Here is a 20,545-nt window from a genome sequence, read left to right as displayed (position 1 = left end):
TTTTTTTATTTCGGTAGATAAAACGTAAAACTAGTGCCAACTTTGAGCTGGCTTTCGACAAAGATTTGACCGCCGAATAATTCAACGATAAATCGTACAAGTGAGAGACCTATACCGGAACCCCCACTTGAATCAAGGCGGATGCGAGATTTATCAGCCCGATAAAAGCGTTCAAAGATGAAAGGCAGGTCTTCGGGGGCAATCCCCAGCCCATTGTCTTTAACCTTTACAAAAACTTTATTCTGATCGAGTGTGCAAGTGAGGGTTATTTGTCCTTGTTCTGGTGTATACTTAATCGCATTTTCAGTCAGGTTCATCAATAATTGCATGATCCAGTCGGTATTTGCCTGAACGATAACTGGCTCTACGGGAAGATTTAGTTGAAGACTTTGAGCCTTTTTATCAATTTGAGCTTGCAGTTTTAACTTGACAGCCAGGCATACTTCTTTCAGATCGACACTTTCAATTTTGATTTGCTGACGGTATTCTTTACTATCTAGTTTGGCAAGCTGCAATAAATCTTTTATCAAACGATCCATTCGTTCAGATTCGGTATGGATGATGGTAATGAATTTTTCACAAAGTACAGGGTCTTTTAAAGCACCGCTTAAAAGTGTTTCGGAAAAGCCGCAAATGGATGTCAGAGGTGTAGCAAGCTCATGGGATGCATTTGCTACAAATTCAGTCTGACGGGTTGACATTTCCTGCAAAACAGAAATATCATGAAATACACTGAGAATGCTGATTACAGTATTGTCGCTGTTTATAATCGGGGCAAAAAATACATCAAATGTCTTTTTTGTATGATTGATGTTGATTTTAAAGGCGATGGATTTTGTCGACATCGTTTTGAGGACTTCTTTGGCTGTTTCACTGAGAAGGGTGCTGCCGATGGCGTTAATACTTTGTTTTTTCATTAAATCCGGGGTGAGTCGAAAGAGATCACGTGCACGCTGGTTGGCTGTTGTAATATTACCTTGGGTGTCAAGCAGCATGACACCGTTATCCATATTTTCTAAAATCAAAGATAATTTACGCGTCTCAGCATCGGCTTCGCTAATTTTTTCTTCCAAATTGGTAGTGAGTTTATTGATGGTTTGGGCAAGAACTTCTAATTCATCGTTGGTATAGATATAGATACGCCTGTCTAAATCACCATCGGCAATTTTTTGGGCATCTTCAATCATTTGCCGAATGGGTTTTATTTGTCGATAAGCAAGAATAAAACCAGATAGGACGGCCAGAATGATTGTAATACAAAGTGCTGTAAAAATGGTATTCCGAATATGTTTATATGAGTTTTCAATCGGATATAAAGTAGAAGCGGTTCTTACAATGCCGACTAGTTCATCGTTTTGATAAACTGGCATTGCCGCATAGAGCATGTTTTCTTTGATGGTGTCGCTATAACGGATTGACGTACCATATTTTTTATGGAGGGCATCTTGTACTTCTTGGCGTAAGAGATGATTATCTAATTCTTCCGTCTGTTCCCACGAATCGGCGATCACCTGGCCATTTACATTGATAATGGTAATGCGAAGATTTGTGGCATCGCTGATCTTATGAATTTCATTGTTTACATAATCTTGTTTTGCTGGATTATAAAGTGCATCTTCAAGCGAAACTTCAATCGTTCGAGCATTTATGATGAGATTTTCAGTTTTTGTTTTGAGATTTTCATTATAAAAAAATTGCAAGAGGTACATTCCAAGTAATGATAGGGATGTAATTGTAATGAGCAGAAATGAAAAAATCAAACGGCGGCTGATTTTTGATTTTAGCATAAAGGACCTTCTTTCTGTGTGGGTATTACTAATATCAATTTTATTGTAACATAAGCGTTTTTTTTGTATAGCGGTTTTAACAATTTCTTAACAAACCCTTAACATCAAAACGAAGTCTCTACGCTAGAATATAGGAAGGGAAAGATATAAAAGATATTCAGGAGGGAATGGAATAATGATTTCATTTAAAAAGAGCAAATTACTTACAATGGCAGCAGCTTTACTGATTGGAGCTGTTATGACGGCTGGATGCGGCGGTGGAGATAAAGCAGCGAGCACATCTGGTGCTGATAAGGATAATGCAGTCCTTACGGGACAAATTAGTGCATCAGGCTCGACCGCACTTTTACCACTTTTGAAACCAGCACAGGAAGAATTTCAAAAGAAACATGAGAAAGTAACTGTAAATATCGCTGGCGGTGGTTCCTTCACAGGTATGAACCAAGTGGCAGAAGGTGCTGTACAAATTGGTAACTCGGATGTTGATCTTCCTGCAGACTATAAAGATAAAGGTCTTGTCGATCATAAAGTTGTTGTTGAACCTTTTGTGTTTATAACAAATAAAGATGTAAAAGTGGATAACTTATCTTCGCAGCAAGTTATTGATATTATGACAGGGAAAATTACAAACTGGAAAGAAGTTGGCGGTGCCGATCAAGAAATCACTTTGATTCATCGGGCAAAATCTTCCGGATCTCGTGCAACCATTGCGGATGTTGTTTTAAAAGGTGCTGAATTCACCGATAAAGCAGTTATTCAAGATTCAAACGGTGCTTTAAGAACAGCGATTGCAACTACACCGGGAGCTATTGGTTACGTAGATGCGCCATATGCAGATGACACAGTTAAAGTATTGAATTACAATGGCGTTAAATATTCGGCGCAGGCAATAATTGATGGTAAATATCCAATTTATGGTTATGGTCATATGTATACAAAGGGTGAAGCTACAGGCGCAGTCAAAGCATTTATTGACTATGTAATGAGTGATGAATTCCAAAATGCACAAGTAGAAAAGCTGGGCTTTATTGCAATTACTAAATTGAAAAAGTAACAAACAGCTAGAAGGGATGTTATAATGTACAGCAAAGATCAGAATCACAAGCGAAGACTCAGTTATGATCGGTATGTTAAATACCTATTTATTGCCAGTGCGTGTTTGATGGCACTGATAATTTTCTCCATCATATTCTTTGTCGGCAAACAAGGTTTGATGACGTTTAGCCAAGTGAGTCCATTCGAGTTTTTCTTCACAAGTAAATGGAATCCCATGGGACATCAGTTTGGCGCACTTAGTTTTATTGTAGGATCACTTCTTGTTACCATACTGGCGGTTCTGATCGGCGCTCCATTAGGACTCTTAGGGGCTTTATTTATGGCGAAGATAGCACCAAACTGGCTTAGGGAAATCATGCGTCCAGCTACTGAATTATATGTAGCAATACCATCGATTGTGTACGGTTATATTGGGCTTACCTTGTTGGTGCCATTTTTACGAGAAGTCTTTCATGTAAAATCAGGGTTTGGTGTGCTGGCGGCGGCTGTCGTACTGGCCGTCATGATTTTACCAACTATCATCAGTATCAGCGAAGATGCAATTTGCTCTGTGCCATCGATGATGGAAGAAGCATCCTTGGCACTCGGCGCAACGCGCTGGCAGACCATATTTCATGTGCTGGTTCCAGCAGCCTTGCCAGGAATCCTCACGGCAATTATCTTAGCCATGGCCAGGGCAATTGGCGAGACCATGGCGGTACAGATGTTAATTGGTAATACGCCTATGGTTGCCACTACACTTTTTTCATCAACATCAACACTTACCAGCAATATTGTTGTTGAGATGGGAAATACACCATTTGGTTCTGTTTGGGGCAACTCCTTATTTCTCATGGCTTTAGTGCTGCTTGTCATATCTCTTGGCATGATTTTGCTGATTCGGCGACTGGGCTCAAGGAGGTATGCATAAATGAATGCAAAATTGACGAACTCAGTAGCTACAGCTGTTATGTGGCTTGTCGGGTTTATGATTTTAGGAATCTTAATCTTTTTCCTAGGGTATATTCTCTATAGAGGGTTACCAGTGCTGTCGTTTGACTTTATGTTTGGCAAACCAAGTGATATTCAGGCCGGTGGCGGTGTCGGACCGCAACTGTTTAACTCTTTTTATTTACTCTTTTTGTCTTTGGCAATTTCAATTCCACTAGCAATTGGTGCGGGGATCTATTTAGCTGAATATGCCAGAGAAACACGCTTGACGAAAATTGTTCGGCTTAGCACGGAAAGTTTGGCTACCGTACCGTCAATTGTGCTGGGGCTTTTCGGGATGATTATTTTTGTTAATTTTCTAGGATTTGGCTTCAGCATTATTAGCGGGGCGTTGACCTTGGTTCTTTTAAATTTGCCAGTACTTGTGCGGGTAACGGAAGAATCAATCCGTACGGTACCGAAAGCTTACGGTGAAGCCAGTCTTGCTCTTGGAGCAACGAAACTCCAGACAATCTGGAAAGTTATTTTACCAAGTGCATTGCCAGGAATCATAACAGGCATTACTTTAACGGCTGGCAGAGCCTTGGGAGAAACGGCTATTTTGATCTTTACGGCAGGTACAACAGTTTCACGCTACCAGGCTGATACGAATTTTTTTGCCGCTGGTGAAACGTTGGCCGTGCATATGTGGTATTTGATGTCAACTGGGCTTGTACCGGATCGGGTTACGATTGCGGATGGCATAGGTGCGTTACTGATCATAACAATCTTATGTTTTAACCTCTTGTTTATGATACCGTTGAAAATCTTACAAAAACGCATGGGTGTTGTAAAACATCTATAATGCGCTAAAATAAAATTTAGGGTGTGAATCATTTGATTCACACCCTAAATTTTTTTGCCTTTTTAGCTAAATTTTTATCGATGGAGTCTTGCTGCGTATGGTTATGTAATGAGTGAAAGTGTATAATTGTAATTATGTAAGATAGGTATGTCAAACAATACTTGAGGAGGAAAATATGGGAAACTCTTATGAATGTTTATGTAAACCTTTTAAAATTGGTAGTTTGACGCTGAAAAACAGATTTTGCATGGCGCCAATAGGTGGAAATCAGCATTATAGTGCACAGGGAGGTTTTAGTGAAAATGCGATCCAATATTTAGTGGAACGTGCTAAAGGTGGATTTGGTTTGATTTTTACGGGAGCAATTGTGTCAGATTATGAGGTAGATCCTTATTCTGGAATTGGACCAAGTCCTTTGCAGACACCCGATGCATTTAAATTTTCTGCAACCGAATTGAATGAACGGGCAGGTGCTTACGGAGCTAAGATCTTTGCCCAAATTACGATGGGGTTAGGACGAAATTATCCTGAATTACCAGCACCATCGGCAGTTCCTGTTTTTGGTCAAACAGGCATGCTTTCTCCCGTCTTAACAAATGAACAGATCAAGAAAAAAATTAATGCTGTAGTAAAGACGGCGAAGCTGGCTAAAGAATCAGGGTTTTCCGGCGTGGAAGTACATGCTATTCACTGGGGCTATTTGCTTGATCAATTTGCCATGAGTTTAATGAACCATCGAAACGATGAATATGGCGGCAGTCTGGAAAATCGTCTGCGGGCAGCAAAAGAAATTCTTGCAGGCATAAAACAGGTTTGTGGAAAAGAATATCCTGTTAGTATGCGCTTGGGACTAAAAACCTTTATTAAAGGGTTTGGTAAAGCATCTCTGACCGGGGAAGAAGAAGCCGGAAGAACTTTAGAAGAAGGAATACATATCGCCAAGTTGTTAGAAAGTTATGGGTATGATTCGCTAAGTGTTGATGCAGGCGTTTATGACTCTTTTTATTATGCTTGTCCACCAATGTATATGCCAAAAGGATATACAATAGCTTTGGCAGAAAAAGCGAAGGCTGCTGTGCATATTCCTATTTTAGGCGGTGGACGTATGAATGATCCGGATCTTGCCGAAGCAGCAATTCGAGATGGCAAGGTAGATGCTATTGTTATGGGGCGGGCGGCCTTGGCTGATCCGAATTATCCGAATAAAGTGATAACGGGACAATCGGATAAAATTCGTCCATGCCTGGCCTGTAATCAAGGCTGTATTACGAGACTACAACAAGGTTTGCAGCCTAGCTGCGCTGTGAATCCAGCGGCAATGAGAGAGAGTAGGCATGGGCTAAAGCCTTCGTTGCAGACAAAAGAGGTTGTTGTTGTCGGTGGTGGTATTGCTGGAATGGAAGTTGCACGCACGGCAGCAAAGCGCGGCCATCACGTGACCTTGTTTGAAAAACAAAAAACGTTGGGTGGTAATTTGATTCCTGGTGGATCGCATAAATTCAAAACAGAAGTTCGTGACTTAAATGCATGGTATCAACGAGAACTCGCAGAGTTGCCGGTGACAATAAAGCTGGAAACGAAAATTGATACGGAACAACTGGAAAAATTACCGGCAGACGTCATGATTTTTGCTGTTGGGGCAGAACCGATTATACCGAAAATTTCTGGAATTGAGCAGAACATAGTGATTGGCTGTATAGATGCACTAAACCATCCAGAGAAAATTGGTGACAAGGTTGTTATTGTTGGCGGCGGTTTGGTGGGGTGTGAAATGGCTTTGACCTATTCTGAGCAGGGCCACGATGTTACGGTTGTTGAAGCGTTGGATAGTATCCTTTCGGCGGGCATTCCCGTTCCGGTTCCGAACCGACAAATGATTTTTGACCTGTTTGAGCATCATCATATCAAAGTTTTAAATGGACATAAAATTGTAAAGATTAAAGATCATGGAATTGTTCTAGCGGCAGAGGGAAGTGAAATGGATATACAAGCTGATTCTGTTGTAATTGCTGTTGGATTCCGACCAAGAAAATCTATAGCATCTGAACTGAAACAGAGCAGAGCGGTTGTCTATGAAATTGGTGATGGTCGTCAAGTAGGAACTATAATGAAAGCAATTTGGGATGGCTATGAAATTGCTAATAATATTTAAAATGAATGAAAAAACAAAAATAGCAAGGCACTAAAAAAAATTCCTGATGTGAATTATTTAATTCACACCAGGAATTTTTTATGGTTCTTTATGATAGTTTTTAAGTTTGCCTAAACGTTTGGCGGCAGCTTCTAATGTAGAAAATTCTTTACAGAAGCAAAAACGCACATATTTTTTCCCATCGGGTACATCATTGCGATAAAAAGTAGAACCTGGAACTACAGCTACGCCGATTGTTTCTGTCAGATAGAAAGCAAATTCAATATCATCATCCCAGCCGAAATTCGTAATATCTGCCATGATATAATAAGCTCCATTTGGTACAATACACTTAAAACCGACATCATTGAGTACCTTTACCAAAAAATTTCGCCGCTCCAGATAAAAAGCCGAAAGCTTATCATAATATTCTGGCGGGAACTGGAATGCGGTGGCTACAGCGGCTTGAAGCGGGGCAGCCGCACCAACCGTCAAGAAGTCATGAACTTTTCGAATGGAAGCCGTAAGTTCGGGAGAGGCTGTAACAAAACCGATACGCCAGCCGGTGACACTATAGGTTTTGGAAACGCTGTTAATGGCGATTGTACGCTCAAACATATGAGGTAGTGTCCAGATTGGTATATGCTTCGCTTGATCAAAAACAATATGTTCATAAATTTCATCACTAAAAACTAACGTATCATATTCTTGGCAAAGTTTGGCTATGAATTCCAATTCATCGCGGCTAAATACTTTACCTGTTGGATTATTTGGTGTATTAAGGATGATACCGCGGGTATTCTCATTGAATAAAACAGAGAGTTCTTCTCTGTCGATACAGTAATCCGGTTCTTTGAGGGTAATATACCGTGGCTTGGCACCACATAAAATAACATCAGCTCCGTAATTTTCATAAAATGGTTCAAAGACAATGACTTCATCACCAGGATTTATTGTGGCTAATAGTGAGGCAATCATACCTTCGGTGGAACCACAGCAGACGGTGATCTGTTTTTCTGGGTCTAGTCTGACAGCATAATCACGTTTGATTTTTGCTGTCAGAGAATCACGCAGCTTTTTTGTGCCCCAGGTGATAGCATATTGGTTTTCATTATTGAAAATAGCTTGCGCTGCAGCTATTTTAAGTGCATCTGGTGCTGGAAAATCAGGAAAACCTTGAGCGAGATTAACAGCCTTGTTGGCACTGGCGACTCGTGACATTTCACGAATGACGGATTCATTGAATTGTGCCGCTTTGTCGGAAATGAAATTACGCATAAACAATCAACTCGTTTCTATCAAAATCAATTTGCAAGTAGGTATTTAACTAAAGCCATAATAACATATATGAATTTTTTATTCAATTATATAAATCATAATTCTTGTAAATAATCTTTTTTTTTAGGTTATTTATGCATAAAAAAAGTGGTTATAAAAACCTTGGCAACCAATGTTTTTGTAATCACTTTTTCAATAATTGGCGAGCAGCAAATCATGCGCCCAGATCAAAGATTCACGGTAGGCTTGCAACACGAGATTTTCCTCGATACCGAGTTCTTCGACATACTGGATATATAGTTCCCACTCCCCAGCTTCATAGGTTTTAATCAATTGATATAATACAGAAAAATCGTTGTGTTCTTGACCAAGTAATGCTTGCCTGATATCGTCTTTTAAAGGAATTTCACTTAATATCTGAAGCATCGGTCGATCCAAAAGAACATCAATATGAGAAAACATACCCATCAGGAAAGCATCAGAGACTCGATTTCGCCATATCTTTTCTTGGGCTAATTTTTCGGCGAATTTTGCCCGTATGAGAGAGTTCAAGATTAACTCACCTGGTTTATCATTGGCTACGCTCTTCAATGCGATGAGTGATATCCATTTTATCAACTCTTTTTGTCCTAGAAGGGCTAAAGCTTGCTGCAAAGAGCGAATCGTAGTTCTAAAACCAAATATTGGAGAATTGATTAGTTTTAGCAAATTGTAAGACAGCGAAACATCCTGTTTGATAATGGTTTCAATTGCAGCGAAATCCACTTCGGGCTGATTGATTTCTTTTAAGATATGCAGATAATTTGTTTTGTACCCAGGTAGATTCTTGCCAAATAAGACTAATGGCTTGCAAAAAAAATAGCCTTGAAAATACGAATAACCAAGGTGACGAGCAGACTGAAACTCTTCTTGTGTTTCTACTTTTTCAGCCAGAAACTTAATTGGATAACCATCCAGACGCTGAATAAGATTGCGTCTCTCAGCGGGTGGTGTAATCCGAAAATCAACCTTTATAATATCAGCTAATTCAATGAGCGGTAGATAATCTGGATGAAATATAAAATCATCTAAAATTAATAGATATCCATTTTTTTTAAGCTTTCTACAAGCTTCTATTATTTCTTTATCAGGGATGACTGTTTCTAAGATTTCGACACCTAGAATTTCTTTAGGAAGCATCGCTGGAATATTATTTTTCAAGGAGTTTGCGGTAAAGTTTATAAAAGCTTTTTTCCCATAGGTTAAGGTATCAATACCAATCAGTAAAAAACTATTGTTGATGACATCTAGTGTCGCTTGGTCTCCATCTGTACCATCATAACTGTTTATAAAACTACTGCGAAATAGGAGTTCATAGGCAAAAACATTTAAATTTACATCGAAAATTGGTTGACGTGCTACATGAACATCTTTTTCTTTTATCATAAAAAGCTCCTTTCAGTGTAACTTGCCTAGTACAGTGAAGGTGAAACTGTGCAAGCAATAGTCAATACGTATCCTATTTTATGGAAGTCTTCATTAATACAATTCTACATTTTAAAATAAATACCTGCCTCGTGAAAGTCGGGATTATCGGTATACATAGTGTGGAGTTTGTAACGTTGTTAAAACGAAAATAGAATTGTATTTTTTATCATCAGGCAGATTGACGTAGGGTTTTACAAGCTTTTGACGAATACTTTTATTATAGGATCGATACTTTATTTATTTTTGAGGGAGGCAGCTGTATGAAATTAGGCATTATAGGAACAGGTGTCATTGTTAGTGAGGCACTGGAAGCACTCAGGCAGGTGGAAACGATTCATTGTATTGCTATTTGGGCGCGTTCACATAGTAAAGATAAAGCATTAGCGCTTGCTGATCAATATAAAATACCAAAAGTATATACGGATTACGCTGAAATGCTTTGTGATCTCGAATTGGAAGTTGTTTATATCGGTATTATAAACAGCCAGCATTATAGCTATGTAAAACAGGCACTTTTAGCAGGTAAGCATGTTATTGTAGAAAAACCATTTACATCAACGAGCAAGGAGGCACAGGAACTTGTCACCATTGCAAAACATAAAAAATTATTTTTATTTGAAGCGGTTACACTTTTGCACTTGCCAAATTTTACAGCCATCAAGAAAGCTTTACCAGAACTTGGTGAAATAAAAATGGTACAGTGTAATTATTCACAATATTCCAGACGCTATGGTAAATATATGCAAGGTGAAGTATTACCGGCATTTGATCCAAAACTTTCTGGCGGGGCTTTATATGATATTAATATTTATAATCTAAATTTTGTTATTGGCCTTTTTGGCACACCAAAAGAAGTGCATTATATGGCAAATATTGGGTTTAATGGTATTGATACATCTGGTGTGCTTACACTTAAATATGATGGGTTTGCGGCAGTTTGTGTCGGGGCAAAGGACTCAGTCAGTCCAAGCCTGCTTACAATACAAGGAACACAAGGTTATATAAGGGTTCATGGTGCACCGAATACATTGGAATCATTTACTCTATCAGTGGAAGAGCAGGAAGTAACAAACAATGAAAATCTGTATGAGCATCGGATGGTCCATGAATTTATCGTTTTTGAAGAAATTTATCGTAGGCAAGACTTGTCAAGGTGTTATGCGTATTTAGAGCAGTCACTGCAAGTCATGGCTGTGGCGAATCAGGCTCGGGCGGAAATCGGCTTGGTCTTTCCGGCAGATGAGAAGAAATAAACTTTACCCAGAAAGAAGCGATGTCATGAATAGCATACTAGATGAACACAACAGCTTAGTGATTTTTGATATGGATGGATTAATGTTTGATACAGAAAAAGTATCCTTTCAAAGTTTTATGAAGTCATGTGAATTTTATGGATATGCTTTAGATGAAGTAACATTTCGTCGCACGATTGGTGTTAATTTGATTCGTGTGAAAGAAATTTATCAGCAGCGTTTCGGTAAAGCGTTTCCGTTTGACATGGTTTTAGTAAAGAAATTAGAATTTGCAGCACAATATATAGAAGACAATGGCGTTCCAATAAAAGAGGGGCTTTATGAATTATTGGATTTTCTTGCAAAAAATAAAATAAAAAAAGCAGTAGCAACATCGTCCAATCGAAAAACAGCAATGCATCTGTTAGCGCTGGCAAATGTTTTAAAAAGATTTGACTATGCCCTTTATGGAGATGAACTTAAAAAATCGAAACCGGAACCGGATATCTTTTTGGCAGTTGCAAAAAAAATGAACTGCTTGGCAGAAAACTGTATTGTTTTAGAAGACTCGCCGCTGGGCGTGTTAGCCGGATATCGAGCTGGTATGAAGGTTATTATGGTACCGGATTTACTACAACCGGATGAAGATACGAAAAAGCTTGTATTTAAAGAAATGAAGACACTGCTAGAAGTTAAAAAATATTTTTCTGATACGGTAATTTAAATAGAGTCGACGATTTTTTTTCAGTGCAATAAAAAAACGCTGTCGATATGTAAAAGGCGGGATATCCATAGCTGATTCTATGGATATCCCGCCTTTTTTGACTTGGATATAGTTCTTGATCTTACCTGAGGTAATTTTCTTGGATTTTAGAAGCTCTGGGGGTGTAGCGTTTTTTTAATTGACTCGCCAAGGATTTTTTTCGCCAGCGATTTCTAGCAAGCAACTTTTTAGGGATGAATATACCATATCATGTACATCTTGATCGGTATAAAATGCCATATGGGGCGTGACGATGACATTCGGATAGCTGCGCAGTATCGCTAAATTCCGATTTGACAATACTTGCGATTTCAAGTCATTGTAATAGAGTGAAAATTCATCTTCAATGACATCTAAGGCAGCAGCACCTATCTTTCCGCTTTCGAGCGCATCGAGCAAGGCAGCGGTATCGATTAAACCACCGCGGGCCGTATTGACCAAAATCACCTGATCTTTCATGGCAGTGATGCTTTTGCTGTTGATCATGTGATAGTTACTTTCATCTAAAGGGGTATGTAAACTTATAATATCACTTCTTTGGATCAATTCGCTTAAAGAAACATATTGAGCATACTGCTTTACGTCCTCAGATTCATATAAGGAGCAGGCCAAAATTGGATTGCCAAAACCGGATAAATGACGAATGACGGTTTGTCCGATTTTTCCAGTTCCGATGATGCCGATTGTCAGGGCAGCAAATTCTCTGCCCTGCAGACCTCGCAATGAAAAATCCTGGATATTTGCGCGCTGCATGATGTGCTTCATTTTTCTAGCCGACATCATCATTAACATAATGGCATAATCAGCGACACCATTTGTGGAATAAGTTGCATTGCTAACAGCGATGTCATATTTTTTTGCCGCTGCCAGATCAATGTGATCAAAACCAATGGTTCGCGTAGAAATCATTTTTATGCCAAGTAAATGAAGTTGTTCCATAAGCTCAGCATCAATTGGCGTTGTAATGATGCTTATACACTGGCAATCTTTGGCGAGGCCCATGCTGTCTTTGGTTGGTCCAGTAGGACAAATTACAAGTTCAATGTTTAATTCTTTGCTGATTTTTTCAAAATACGCTCCTTCATCAAAATCACGATAGTTAAAGACACATATTTTTGGCTTTTGCATCAGATCGGCTCCCTTTTATCACATTGATTTTACATTTATAATGGACGAATGTGTGTATTACGTTTCGCTTATTTGATTATTATAACATATTCGATTTAAATATTCTTATATTGAGTTTAATTTATTACATTTAAAAGAAATGGTTGTTTTTGTTGATCATATGACAAATTTTTCTCATTAAAAAAATTGTCTTTGTTAGGTTGAAATAATACAGAATCAGTTGTTATGAATTTGCCAAGAGAGAGACAATGTCTTACAATTAAGAGGATATTTATCGAATAAATTAAAAATAATAGATAGGTGGGCATAAAATGGCTGAAAGTTATACGGGCGAGCCGTTGGCAGCACATAAAAAAGTTTTATGGACAGGGAGTATGGCTCATTTTATTCAAGATGGTTTTACGGATATGTTGTATGTTTTTTTCCCTGTTTGGCAGGCACAATTTGCCTTATCTTTTACCGAAATCGGTTTTTTAAAGACGCTTTTTTCTGGTACACTGGCAGGATTTCAAGTGCCAGCTAGTTCGTTTGCTCGGCGAATTGGAGCGTTTGAATTACTAGTATCAGGGATACTTCTTACAAGTGCGGCTGTTTTTTTCCTAGGTTATAGTGCTGGGAGTCCTATTATGTTAGGCTGTATTCTTGCCGTTGGCGGGATTGGAGCCAGTGTACAACATCCGCTATCTTCTTTGTTGATTTCAAATGCTTATACAGGTATCAATGCCCGTCGAACGGCATTGAGTACTTTTAATGTGGCTGGCGATATCGGAAAACTGGTTTTACCAGGGGCGGCCGCATATTTAATGATGCAATATAGCTGGATGTCCGTGAGTCATATATTGGGACTTTTCGGCATGGGACTAGCTGCCGTGATTCTTTTAAATAATCGCGAGACAAGACCAAAAACGAATGTTCCGGAAGCCAAAACACTTCGCGCTGCAGATGGATACCTCAAATGGAAGGGAAACGAAGCGTTTTGGTCTTTGTCCACGATCGGTATCGTTGATAGTGCAACGCGGATGGGATTTTTAACGTTTTTACCGTTTTTGCTACAGGAAAAAGGCGCAGCACTGTCAACCACCGGCTTAGTACTTTCGCTGATCTTTGCCGGAGGCGCGGCAGGAAAATTTGTCTGTGGGATGATGGCTGTAAAGTTTGGGGTATTGCGGTCGGTGATCATTACCGAAATCATGACGACTTTATGTATTTTCGCTATGATTGTTTTTCCGCTGCATGCCGCAATCGTATTTTCGCCAATTATTGGTATTGTGCTCAATGGAACATCCTCCGTACTTTATGGGAGCGTTCCAGAATTGGTAGTGGAAAAAAGAAGACAACAGGCTTTTGCTATTTTTTATACATTAACGATTGGTTCAGGGGCAATATCACCTTCTGTTTATGGCATTATAAGTGATTTTGTTGGGATAAAAGTTTGCGTAATTATCGTTGCGGTAGTGGCGCTGCTTACCATTCCCTTAACAGTTCCCTTGAAAAATAAATTTCTAGTCAAAGGATAAGTTGGCAAATTTATTTATTGTTAGCATACTAAATTCAGGTATCGTAATATTTTACGATACCTGAATTTTTTTATGCTGTAGCAGGTTTGAATATCATATAAAGAAACTAAAAACCACCCGCTTAACGGGTGGTTCATCTGATATGGTCAGCATGTAATCAATCAATGATTTCTTTACTGTTGGCGGTGCGTTTTTCGCGAAACCAATAATGGTACATTGATTGAAAGCCTAATTTTTCATAAAGTGAAATCGCATTTTTATTATCGCTTGCCACTTGTAAACAAGCGATACCGGCACCGTGTTCAATACCAATATTCATCAAGGCTTTGCAAAGCTGAATTCCAAGACCCTGACGACGGAATTTTTCATTGATATGCAGGCTGTAGAGAGCAATGATTTCCTGATCTAGGACAACCCGGCCAAATCCCATAATTTGATTGTCTTGTCTAAGTTCGGCACAAAACATATTGCTGGATACATTTTGTAAAATGCGGGCGGCAATATCATGAACTTTTTTCGTCTGTGTCCCATTGAAATCAATATAGGCATCGAGCCATGACTCGTTCATGCCTTTTGTGATATGAATATTTTCCACAGGCCAGAGTGGCAATTGTGAAAGATTGCAGGCCATTAATTGAACATTTTTGACTAATTGATAGCCGGAAGCATTCAATATAAAATCTAAATCCATATTGTTTTCATCACTTATTTTAAAAATAGTTGGTAGGTTTTTTTCGGTATACTTTTTTTCACAGTGCTTGATTTTTGTTTCAAGATCGATACTGGATTCATATAAAGGCCAAATGCAGTTTGCCCGATGCGTATAACCATCCGAAAACCGTAAGATCCAACCATCATATACTTCTGTTTGTAATGCTGGAAAGGCATTTAAAGATAATTCTTCAATATGTGTGATGGAATGATTCATAAACATGAACACCTCTTTATTATCAATTGATATCTCTAATTTTATTCTTGTAGCCTGCTAAAGTCAAATAGCGAATGGTCCTTGTATGATAAGTATATTTACTCCATTTTATTAAAAAAATAATATTACAGTTAGTAGTGATTAAAAATTTTAATTTTATGTGATGAATTAAGTCTATGTTTTTTTGATTTTATTTTTTGAAGAATGATTTTCTCCATATTGTGGTCGCCAGTACAAAGGTGAAAAAAGAAAATGCAGAGCAATGTAAGTGTGTCAAATTATTTAAAAATATTATATAATGAAGATAAACGAGGGGGAATAGATCATGAAGAATGAACAAAATGAATTGGACTCTACTTGTGGTGTATCAGATGATGAGCTTACAAAAAGATTTAGTGAGGCAGTTCGAATTGAAAATGAAATCAAAACAATTAAAGGGCTGCCAATATCAAAATATGACCACGAAAGGAAGGCTCCTTATATACAATACCCTGACGGGAGCAGAGAATATGCATAAGAAACCGGAAATAATAGTATTTGCTGGTCCAAATGGGAGCGGAAAAAGTACAATTACAAGATTGGCAAATATTATAGAACCTTATATCAATGCTGACGATATAAAACGTAGCAGCCATTGCACTGACTTAGAAGCTGCGCAAAAGGCCGAGGAACTTCGTAATAAAATGATAGATATGCATAAAGGCTTTACTTTTGAAACTGTATTATCGACAGAGCGAAATATCAACTTATTGATAAGAGCAAAAGCGGAAGGTTTCTTTATCCGCTGTATCTATGTATTGACGGCAGCTTCAATAATCAATGTTATGCGAGTCAAAACAAGGAAAGCGGCGGGGGGACATGATGTGCCGCAGGAAAAGATTATTAGTAGGTATCAGAAAGCATTGAAGCTAGTGCCAACTCTTTTACAAATATGTGATATTTTCCATATATATGATAATTCAGATAAGCCATTTCGTATTTTTAAGAAACGAAAGGATGATTGCTTTTATTGGGAAAATGAATTTTGGGATAGAGAGCATATAAACAAATTAACAGATGCAAATAAAGCAATGCATAAATGAGACGATCGACTTGTCGGGGAAACTGTGTAGGGGTCATCTTTTTGTGTTGCAAGTGTTTTTTAGATTGTAGTGGTACTGAAATTTATTTTCTAAGAGCACTTCTATAATAAATTTAGACTATGGTTTTTCGTATCAATAAAACAACAGCGAGATCAACGACTATCAAAAATAGTGTTGGTCTCGCTGTTGTTTTATTGATTTTTACCATATTTTAGTCGCATCAAGTCTTTAAATTCTTCGATTCGATCGAGGGTTTCTTGTGGTAAATCGCAGGATACTTTTTCTATTGGTGTTATATTGAACTTCGGTTGATCGATACGATCAGTCAATACTTACGTCAAAAATTTCGCAGAATAGAAGTTAAGAAAGAAATATTGAAGTAATATCAAGGTGATGGTATAATTAAATATAAAAGGTGCTACCCATTAAACGGTCAGCCCCGAAATTTAAAACTGTTTCAAAAAGTAACCGCCTAAGTTTGGAGACCGAGGGCGGTTACTTTTTTTGTAAAAGTACCACAAGAACAACAAAGAGTAACAATGTCACGTTTGTTTCGTTCATGGGCATCACCCCATTTCAGGGGTAATATTGACCGCCTACCGCTGGGTAGTACCTAAAAATAAGTATAGCATAGGTTATAGAGTTGTACAATTATGTTTACTTTGACAGCAGCAACGGCGCCTTATTTGTTATTATAATCAGGTTGTGTCAACCTGGCACGAATATACAATATTTATCCATAAACACTTCTACGATAAATGTTAGCATCTCTGTAATTTATATGCTAAGAGCACTTTGATGATAAATTAAGAATATGGGTTTTCGTGTGGACAAAACAACAGCGAGATCAACGACTATCAAAAATAGTGTTGGTCTCGCTGTTGTTTTATTGATTTTTACCATATTTTAGTCGCATCAAGTCTTTAAATTCTTCGATTCGATCGAGAGCTTCTTGTGGTAAATCACCGGATGCTTTTTCGACTGGTGGGATAGTGGGCTTAGATTGGTCGGTGCGACCAAGGAGATAGTCTAAACTTACATCAAAAAAATCCGCTAGTAGAATAAGTGTTGCTGAATCAGGATCGCGTTCATCACGTTCATACAAGCTGTAAGCTTGTGTAGTTTTATTAATATATTTCGCAATATATTTTTGCTTTTGTGCCACCATAATAGACATTTACCATTGTATGATATAGAGAGTTTAAAAAAGAAAAAGGCGGTGCTTTTAATGATCAATCGCGAAGAGTTTGAACGCTATTTAGCAAATAATGAAAATTGTGAACTTAGAAAACAATGACGTGATGTCTATGTATGGCATAATGTATATCATGCTACATTTGGGAATCATGCAATTAGAGAGGTCAACCCAGGCAAAGCAAACAGGCTGTTACAGGTTTAGGGTTTAGCCAAGTCGACGTTGCGAGAATAATGGGCAATTTTTAACGGATGAGCTTTTTAGAGAAAAATTTAAAAAGTTAAAGTTTAAGTGAATAGACCCAATCATCGATAAAAAGAATAAGATATGAAATTACAAAGCAAATTATTAATTTATTATGTAGTAACAGATGGATTTGTTATTTAACAATACAAATCATGGGAGATTTTGGTCATATCATTACATTTAGAGGATTATCTTACATGTGATTGGTGAATAATATGGTTAATGAAACGACTCTGGTTACTATTTATAGAATTTTTTAAGATTTTATAAATGAACCAGAGTTGTTTTTATTTCATGTTAGGTTGATCAAGGGACAAAGCGTTAGCTGTGAAGAAAAGTGTAAGATGGCAGTATTTTGAAAGACTATTCATTTTAGAATATTAAAGGAGAATTTACATGGAAATATCAGGGGCATTTATTGAAATGGAAAAAGAAGTAATGACAAAGCTTTTAGATGGTCAAGATGGTAAATTAATGATTCTCCGAAATCAATACCGCAAAGCTTTAATAAAGAAACGTGAATTTTCGGGTACTGGATTTTTTACATCGTTTGATGTGCCAAACAATGTGCCCAAACTGGAAACATCTAAACCTATTCAACTGGGAGATGTTATAGCCAACATAGTGAATGTGAAAGATGGTGCGGGCTTTGTACTTTTTATTAAAAATGGTACGCTTGATTTTTTGGAAGGGTACGTATATGGTGAAGAGAAATGGCAGAATCAAATAAAAACGTATGCACTATCATATCTTTCAGGGATAGAACGCGACATGGAGAAATTGAGAGGTAAATGGGAGCAATCTAAATAAAATAAGAGATAGTGGACTGGTAACATTGAGATGAATTATGAAAACGTCTATAGCAATAGGCAATAAAAAAAGTGATGATAAGTAGTGATTATTTTTACTAAAGAAAAAATAGAAGAAATTCAAAATATCAACTTCCATGATGCAGAAATTTCAAGAATTATTTGTGATTATGATGCGGGAACACTTGAAATGCCTATCATTATGGATGATACGCATCAGTATCCGGCGCTGTTGAATTTCGACAACATAGTGTATATGGAAGTTAATCACAAGGAACCGTGGGGACCAGGATGTTATATTTCTACATTGGGTATAGAAAATGCTGAAGGTGAATATTTTAAAGTGAGCATTCTACTTAATTCAGGAGATGAAATTAATGTTATTACAGCTAAAATGATATATTCTTCTAGCGAATAACATCTATGTAGTGAGATGATAGCCTGGATAGGCTGCGATAAACTGGATAGATTGTGTGATCGAATAAAAGGAAAAAGCCCTACAGGAAGGTCGTACCATGATTTTGGGAGTGATAATTTGTTAAGCATACATGATAATGAAATAATGTCTTATGAAGTTGATTTAAAAAAAAACCAAATAATATTACATACACAATATAAAGAAGCTGGGGTGATAAGAAATACGAATATCTTTTTTTATGATGTGTTGGTGCATTTTTTTCAGAATGAATTAAGTGGAAGTATTCTTTTTGATATAGAAAAATATGATGTTAATTTATTTATAAAAAGAAATAATGATTTATTAAAAAAGAAAAAGAATTATTGTTGGCCCATGTCTTATAATACCGAAGATGAATTAGCAGAAAGATTAATAGCGGATCAATACTGTTATTATGCAATATCATCATCCTATGGTTTGAATGGTTGGGTTTTGGCAAAAAGATATGATATTTGCTGCTAGTATCATTGTTAGTAATTACTGGCTCTTATATTCGTTGACAAAAGAAGTTAACGGGAAATAAGGAAGTTGATTGCTAGAATATCAGTGCTATAGTGGTTCAGCTATTACGGATGCTGCATATTTCTAGTTGGAAAGGAAAAGAGGGTGCAGTGAAAATTTTTTACAAGATACAGGGTTTCTTGTTTAAGTTAATTAAAATTATATTATTTTTGGTACTATTCTTATTGTTATCACCAGTAATGGTATTAAATGGGCTTTTTGTTTTATATAGTATCATTGGTTCACCGCCCAATTATGAGAAACAAGGCTTAAAAGGACAAGCCTTTTATGAAGTTTTAGAAATACCTATGAGTTGGATCATACTACTTTATAAACAATTCATGAATAAAGAAATAGCAAATAATGATATTATAGATTCAAAAATCGGGAAAAGTATAGCTAAGGGGATTAGCTATACTTTGGGGTTCATTTTATTTATAGGTGCTATTTTAAATATGTGTATTTCAGGTTATTACCTTGTAAATAGAGACAATATAGTACAGAAAAATATAGAATTAAAACAGGAAAATCAAAAGATCAAAGACACTTTTAAAGTGTATGGAAAGGTTTATAATTCTAAAAACATAATAGGTGATGCATATAATAAAGTAGATGAAATAGACGCGTTCATGTTTGAATATAAAATTGAGGCAAGGAAAACAGAAGATTTTTGCATTGAAATTATGGATAAAAACAATTATGAGTTTGTGAATGAAATTAATCAAGACAAAATAAAAACTTTATTATTTAAAAAGAATGAATACATAACGGAAATGAATTTTGAAAAAGGTAAAGATATTGAAATAAAATTAAAAAGATATAATTCTTTTAGAGAATCCAAATGGCATTATTTTTTGAGTCCGCTTATTTGGATAACAACGCCATTAAATCCTATTGCATATTTTGAGAAGTCCAAATTTTCATAAACAGATGATGGTACTAGCAGTCGTTAACCTGTTTATTTTCATGCGTTTCACAGCAGTATCCGGCCTTGTTGAAATTTGGCAATATATTTTATATGGAAGTTCAGCATAAAGAACCATGGGGAGCGTATTTTACTTCATTCAGGAGACCCAGTGAGAAAAGTGTTTCTCCGGCTGGTAGAATTGTGTGGATAAAAACAACAGCGAGATCAACGACTATCAAAAATAGTGTTGGTCTCGCTGTTGTTTTATTGATTTTTACCATATTTTA

20 protein-coding genes are annotated in these 20,545 nt (G+C 37.1%); 13 read left to right on the top strand and 7 right to left on the bottom strand.

Features of this window, described 5'->3' with window-relative positions; all coding sequences use genetic code 11:
* Positions 1–5 precede the first annotated feature (5 nt).
* Positions 6–1,787 carry an ATP-binding protein gene (locus F606_RS0103395; protein ID WP_019552464.1) on the bottom strand — a complete coding sequence of 594 codons (1,782 nt, stop codon included), beginning with the start codon at positions 1,785–1,787 and terminating at the stop codon, positions 6–8.
* A gap of 175 nt (positions 1,788–1,962) precedes the next feature.
* Here F606_RS0103395 and F606_RS0103390 point away from each other — a divergent pair, with 175 nt between their 5' ends.
* The 4 genes from F606_RS0103390 (at position 1,963) to F606_RS0103375 (ending at position 6,769) form a co-directional block, all read left to right on the top strand.
* Positions 1,963–2,841 (top strand): phosphate ABC transporter substrate-binding protein, encoded by an 879-nt coding sequence (locus tag F606_RS0103390; RefSeq protein WP_019552463.1) that lies wholly within the window; start codon positions 1,963–1,965, stop codon positions 2,839–2,841.
* A gap of 24 nt (positions 2,842–2,865) precedes the next feature.
* Positions 2,866–3,753 (top strand): phosphate ABC transporter permease subunit PstC, encoded by an 888-nt coding sequence (gene pstC / locus F606_RS0103385; RefSeq protein ID WP_019552462.1) that lies wholly within the window; start codon positions 2,866–2,868, stop codon positions 3,751–3,753.
* Positions 3,754–4,617 carry a phosphate ABC transporter permease PstA gene (gene pstA / locus F606_RS0103380; protein WP_019552461.1) on the top strand — a complete coding sequence of 288 codons (864 nt, stop codon included), beginning with the start codon at positions 3,754–3,756 and terminating at the stop codon, positions 4,615–4,617.
* 175 nt (positions 4,618–4,792) lie between these two features.
* Entirely contained in the window at positions 4,793–6,769 is a 1,977-nt protein-coding gene (locus F606_RS0103375) for an FAD-dependent oxidoreductase (RefSeq protein ID WP_019552460.1), read from the top strand.
* Positions 6,770–6,847: 78 nt separating this feature from the next.
* Here F606_RS0103375 and F606_RS0103370 read toward each other — a convergent pair whose 3' ends face one another.
* Positions 6,848–8,026 (bottom strand): pyridoxal phosphate-dependent aminotransferase, encoded by a 1,179-nt coding sequence (locus F606_RS0103370; RefSeq protein WP_019552459.1) that lies wholly within the window; start codon positions 8,024–8,026, stop codon positions 6,848–6,850.
* Positions 8,027–8,218: 192 nt separating this feature from the next.
* On the bottom strand, positions 8,219–9,451 hold the full coding sequence (locus F606_RS0103365; RefSeq protein WP_019552458.1) for an EAL and HDOD domain-containing protein: 1,233 nt from the start codon (positions 9,449–9,451) through the stop codon (positions 8,219–8,221).
* Positions 9,452–9,753: 302 nt separating this feature from the next.
* On the opposite strand from F606_RS0103365, the gene F606_RS0103360 reads away from it, so the two are divergent.
* Together F606_RS0103360 and F606_RS0103355 are read left to right on the top strand one after the other, a co-directional pair.
* Positions 9,754–10,746 carry a Gfo/Idh/MocA family protein gene (locus F606_RS0103360; protein ID WP_019552457.1) on the top strand — a complete coding sequence of 331 codons (993 nt, stop codon included), beginning with the start codon at positions 9,754–9,756 and terminating at the stop codon, positions 10,744–10,746.
* A 25-nt stretch (positions 10,747–10,771) separates the two neighbouring features.
* The gene (locus F606_RS0103355) at positions 10,772–11,449 is read left to right on the top strand and encodes an HAD family hydrolase (protein ID WP_019552456.1); all 678 of its coding nucleotides are present in this window, start codon (positions 10,772–10,774) and stop codon (positions 11,447–11,449) included.
* Between the two features lie 174 nt (positions 11,450–11,623).
* Here the strand turns inward: F606_RS0103355 and F606_RS0103350 are convergent, their stop codons facing one another.
* Positions 11,624–12,616 carry a D-isomer specific 2-hydroxyacid dehydrogenase family protein gene (locus F606_RS0103350; protein ID WP_019552455.1) on the bottom strand — a complete coding sequence of 331 codons (993 nt, stop codon included), beginning with the start codon at positions 12,614–12,616 and terminating at the stop codon, positions 11,624–11,626.
* 311 nt (positions 12,617–12,927) lie between these two features.
* Between F606_RS0103350 and F606_RS0103345 the strand changes: the two genes are divergently transcribed.
* On the top strand, positions 12,928–14,133 hold the full coding sequence (locus F606_RS0103345) for an MFS transporter (protein WP_019552454.1): 1,206 nt from the start codon (positions 12,928–12,930) through the stop codon (positions 14,131–14,133).
* Positions 14,134–14,290: 157 nt separating this feature from the next.
* Here F606_RS0103345 and F606_RS0103340 read toward each other — a convergent pair whose 3' ends face one another.
* Entirely contained in the window at positions 14,291–15,061 is a 771-nt protein-coding gene (locus F606_RS0103340; RefSeq protein WP_026329220.1) for a GNAT family N-acetyltransferase, read from the bottom strand.
* Between the two features lie 325 nt (positions 15,062–15,386).
* Between F606_RS0103340 and F606_RS0103330 the strand changes: the two genes are divergently transcribed.
* Both F606_RS0103330 and F606_RS0103325 read left to right on the top strand, forming a co-directional pair.
* Positions 15,387–15,578, top strand: a complete 192-nt coding sequence (locus tag F606_RS0103330; RefSeq protein ID WP_019552452.1) for a hypothetical protein — start codon at positions 15,387–15,389, stop codon at positions 15,576–15,578.
* Positions 15,571–16,143, top strand: coding sequence for an ATPase (locus F606_RS0103325; protein WP_019552451.1), 573 nt, complete (start codon positions 15,571–15,573; stop codon positions 16,141–16,143). The genes F606_RS0103330 and F606_RS0103325 overlap by 8 nt, the downstream gene beginning before the upstream one ends.
* Positions 16,144–16,334: 191 nt before the next feature.
* Here F606_RS0103325 and F606_RS23435 read toward each other — a convergent pair whose 3' ends face one another.
* Positions 16,335–16,472, bottom strand: a complete 138-nt coding sequence (locus F606_RS23435) for a hypothetical protein (RefSeq protein WP_154651086.1) — start codon at positions 16,470–16,472, stop codon at positions 16,335–16,337.
* 557 nt (positions 16,473–17,029) lie between these two features.
* Positions 17,030–17,311 carry a helix-turn-helix domain-containing protein gene (locus F606_RS20455; protein ID WP_019552450.1) on the bottom strand — a complete coding sequence of 94 codons (282 nt, stop codon included), beginning with the start codon at positions 17,309–17,311 and terminating at the stop codon, positions 17,030–17,032.
* A 669-nt stretch (positions 17,312–17,980) separates the two neighbouring features.
* On the opposite strand from F606_RS20455, the gene F606_RS0103315 reads away from it, so the two are divergent.
* The 4 genes from F606_RS0103315 to F606_RS0103300 all read left to right on the top strand — a co-directional run bounded on the left by F606_RS0103315 (position 17,981) and on the right by F606_RS0103300 (position 20,277).
* The gene (locus F606_RS0103315; protein ID WP_019552449.1) at positions 17,981–18,394 is read left to right on the top strand and encodes a hypothetical protein; all 414 of its coding nucleotides are present in this window, start codon (positions 17,981–17,983) and stop codon (positions 18,392–18,394) included.
* An 84-nt stretch (positions 18,395–18,478) separates the two neighbouring features.
* The gene (locus tag F606_RS0103310; protein ID WP_019552448.1) at positions 18,479–18,811 is read left to right on the top strand and encodes a hypothetical protein; all 333 of its coding nucleotides are present in this window, start codon (positions 18,479–18,481) and stop codon (positions 18,809–18,811) included.
* Positions 18,812–18,928: 117 nt separating this feature from the next.
* Entirely contained in the window at positions 18,929–19,312 is a 384-nt protein-coding gene (locus F606_RS0103305) for a hypothetical protein (protein ID WP_019552447.1), read from the top strand.
* A gap of 92 nt (positions 19,313–19,404) precedes the next feature.
* Positions 19,405–20,277, top strand: a complete 873-nt coding sequence (locus F606_RS0103300) for a hypothetical protein (protein WP_211210019.1) — start codon at positions 19,405–19,407, stop codon at positions 20,275–20,277.
* Positions 20,278–20,545 lie beyond the last annotated feature (268 nt).

Origin of the sequence: Propionispira raffinosivorans DSM 20765 (assembly GCF_000381065.1) — a bacterium.
GTDB classification, from domain to species: domain Bacteria; phylum Bacillota; class Negativicutes; order Selenomonadales; family Selenomonadaceae; genus Propionispira; species Propionispira raffinosivorans.
This window is presented reverse-complemented; position numbering and strand designations above follow the sequence as displayed.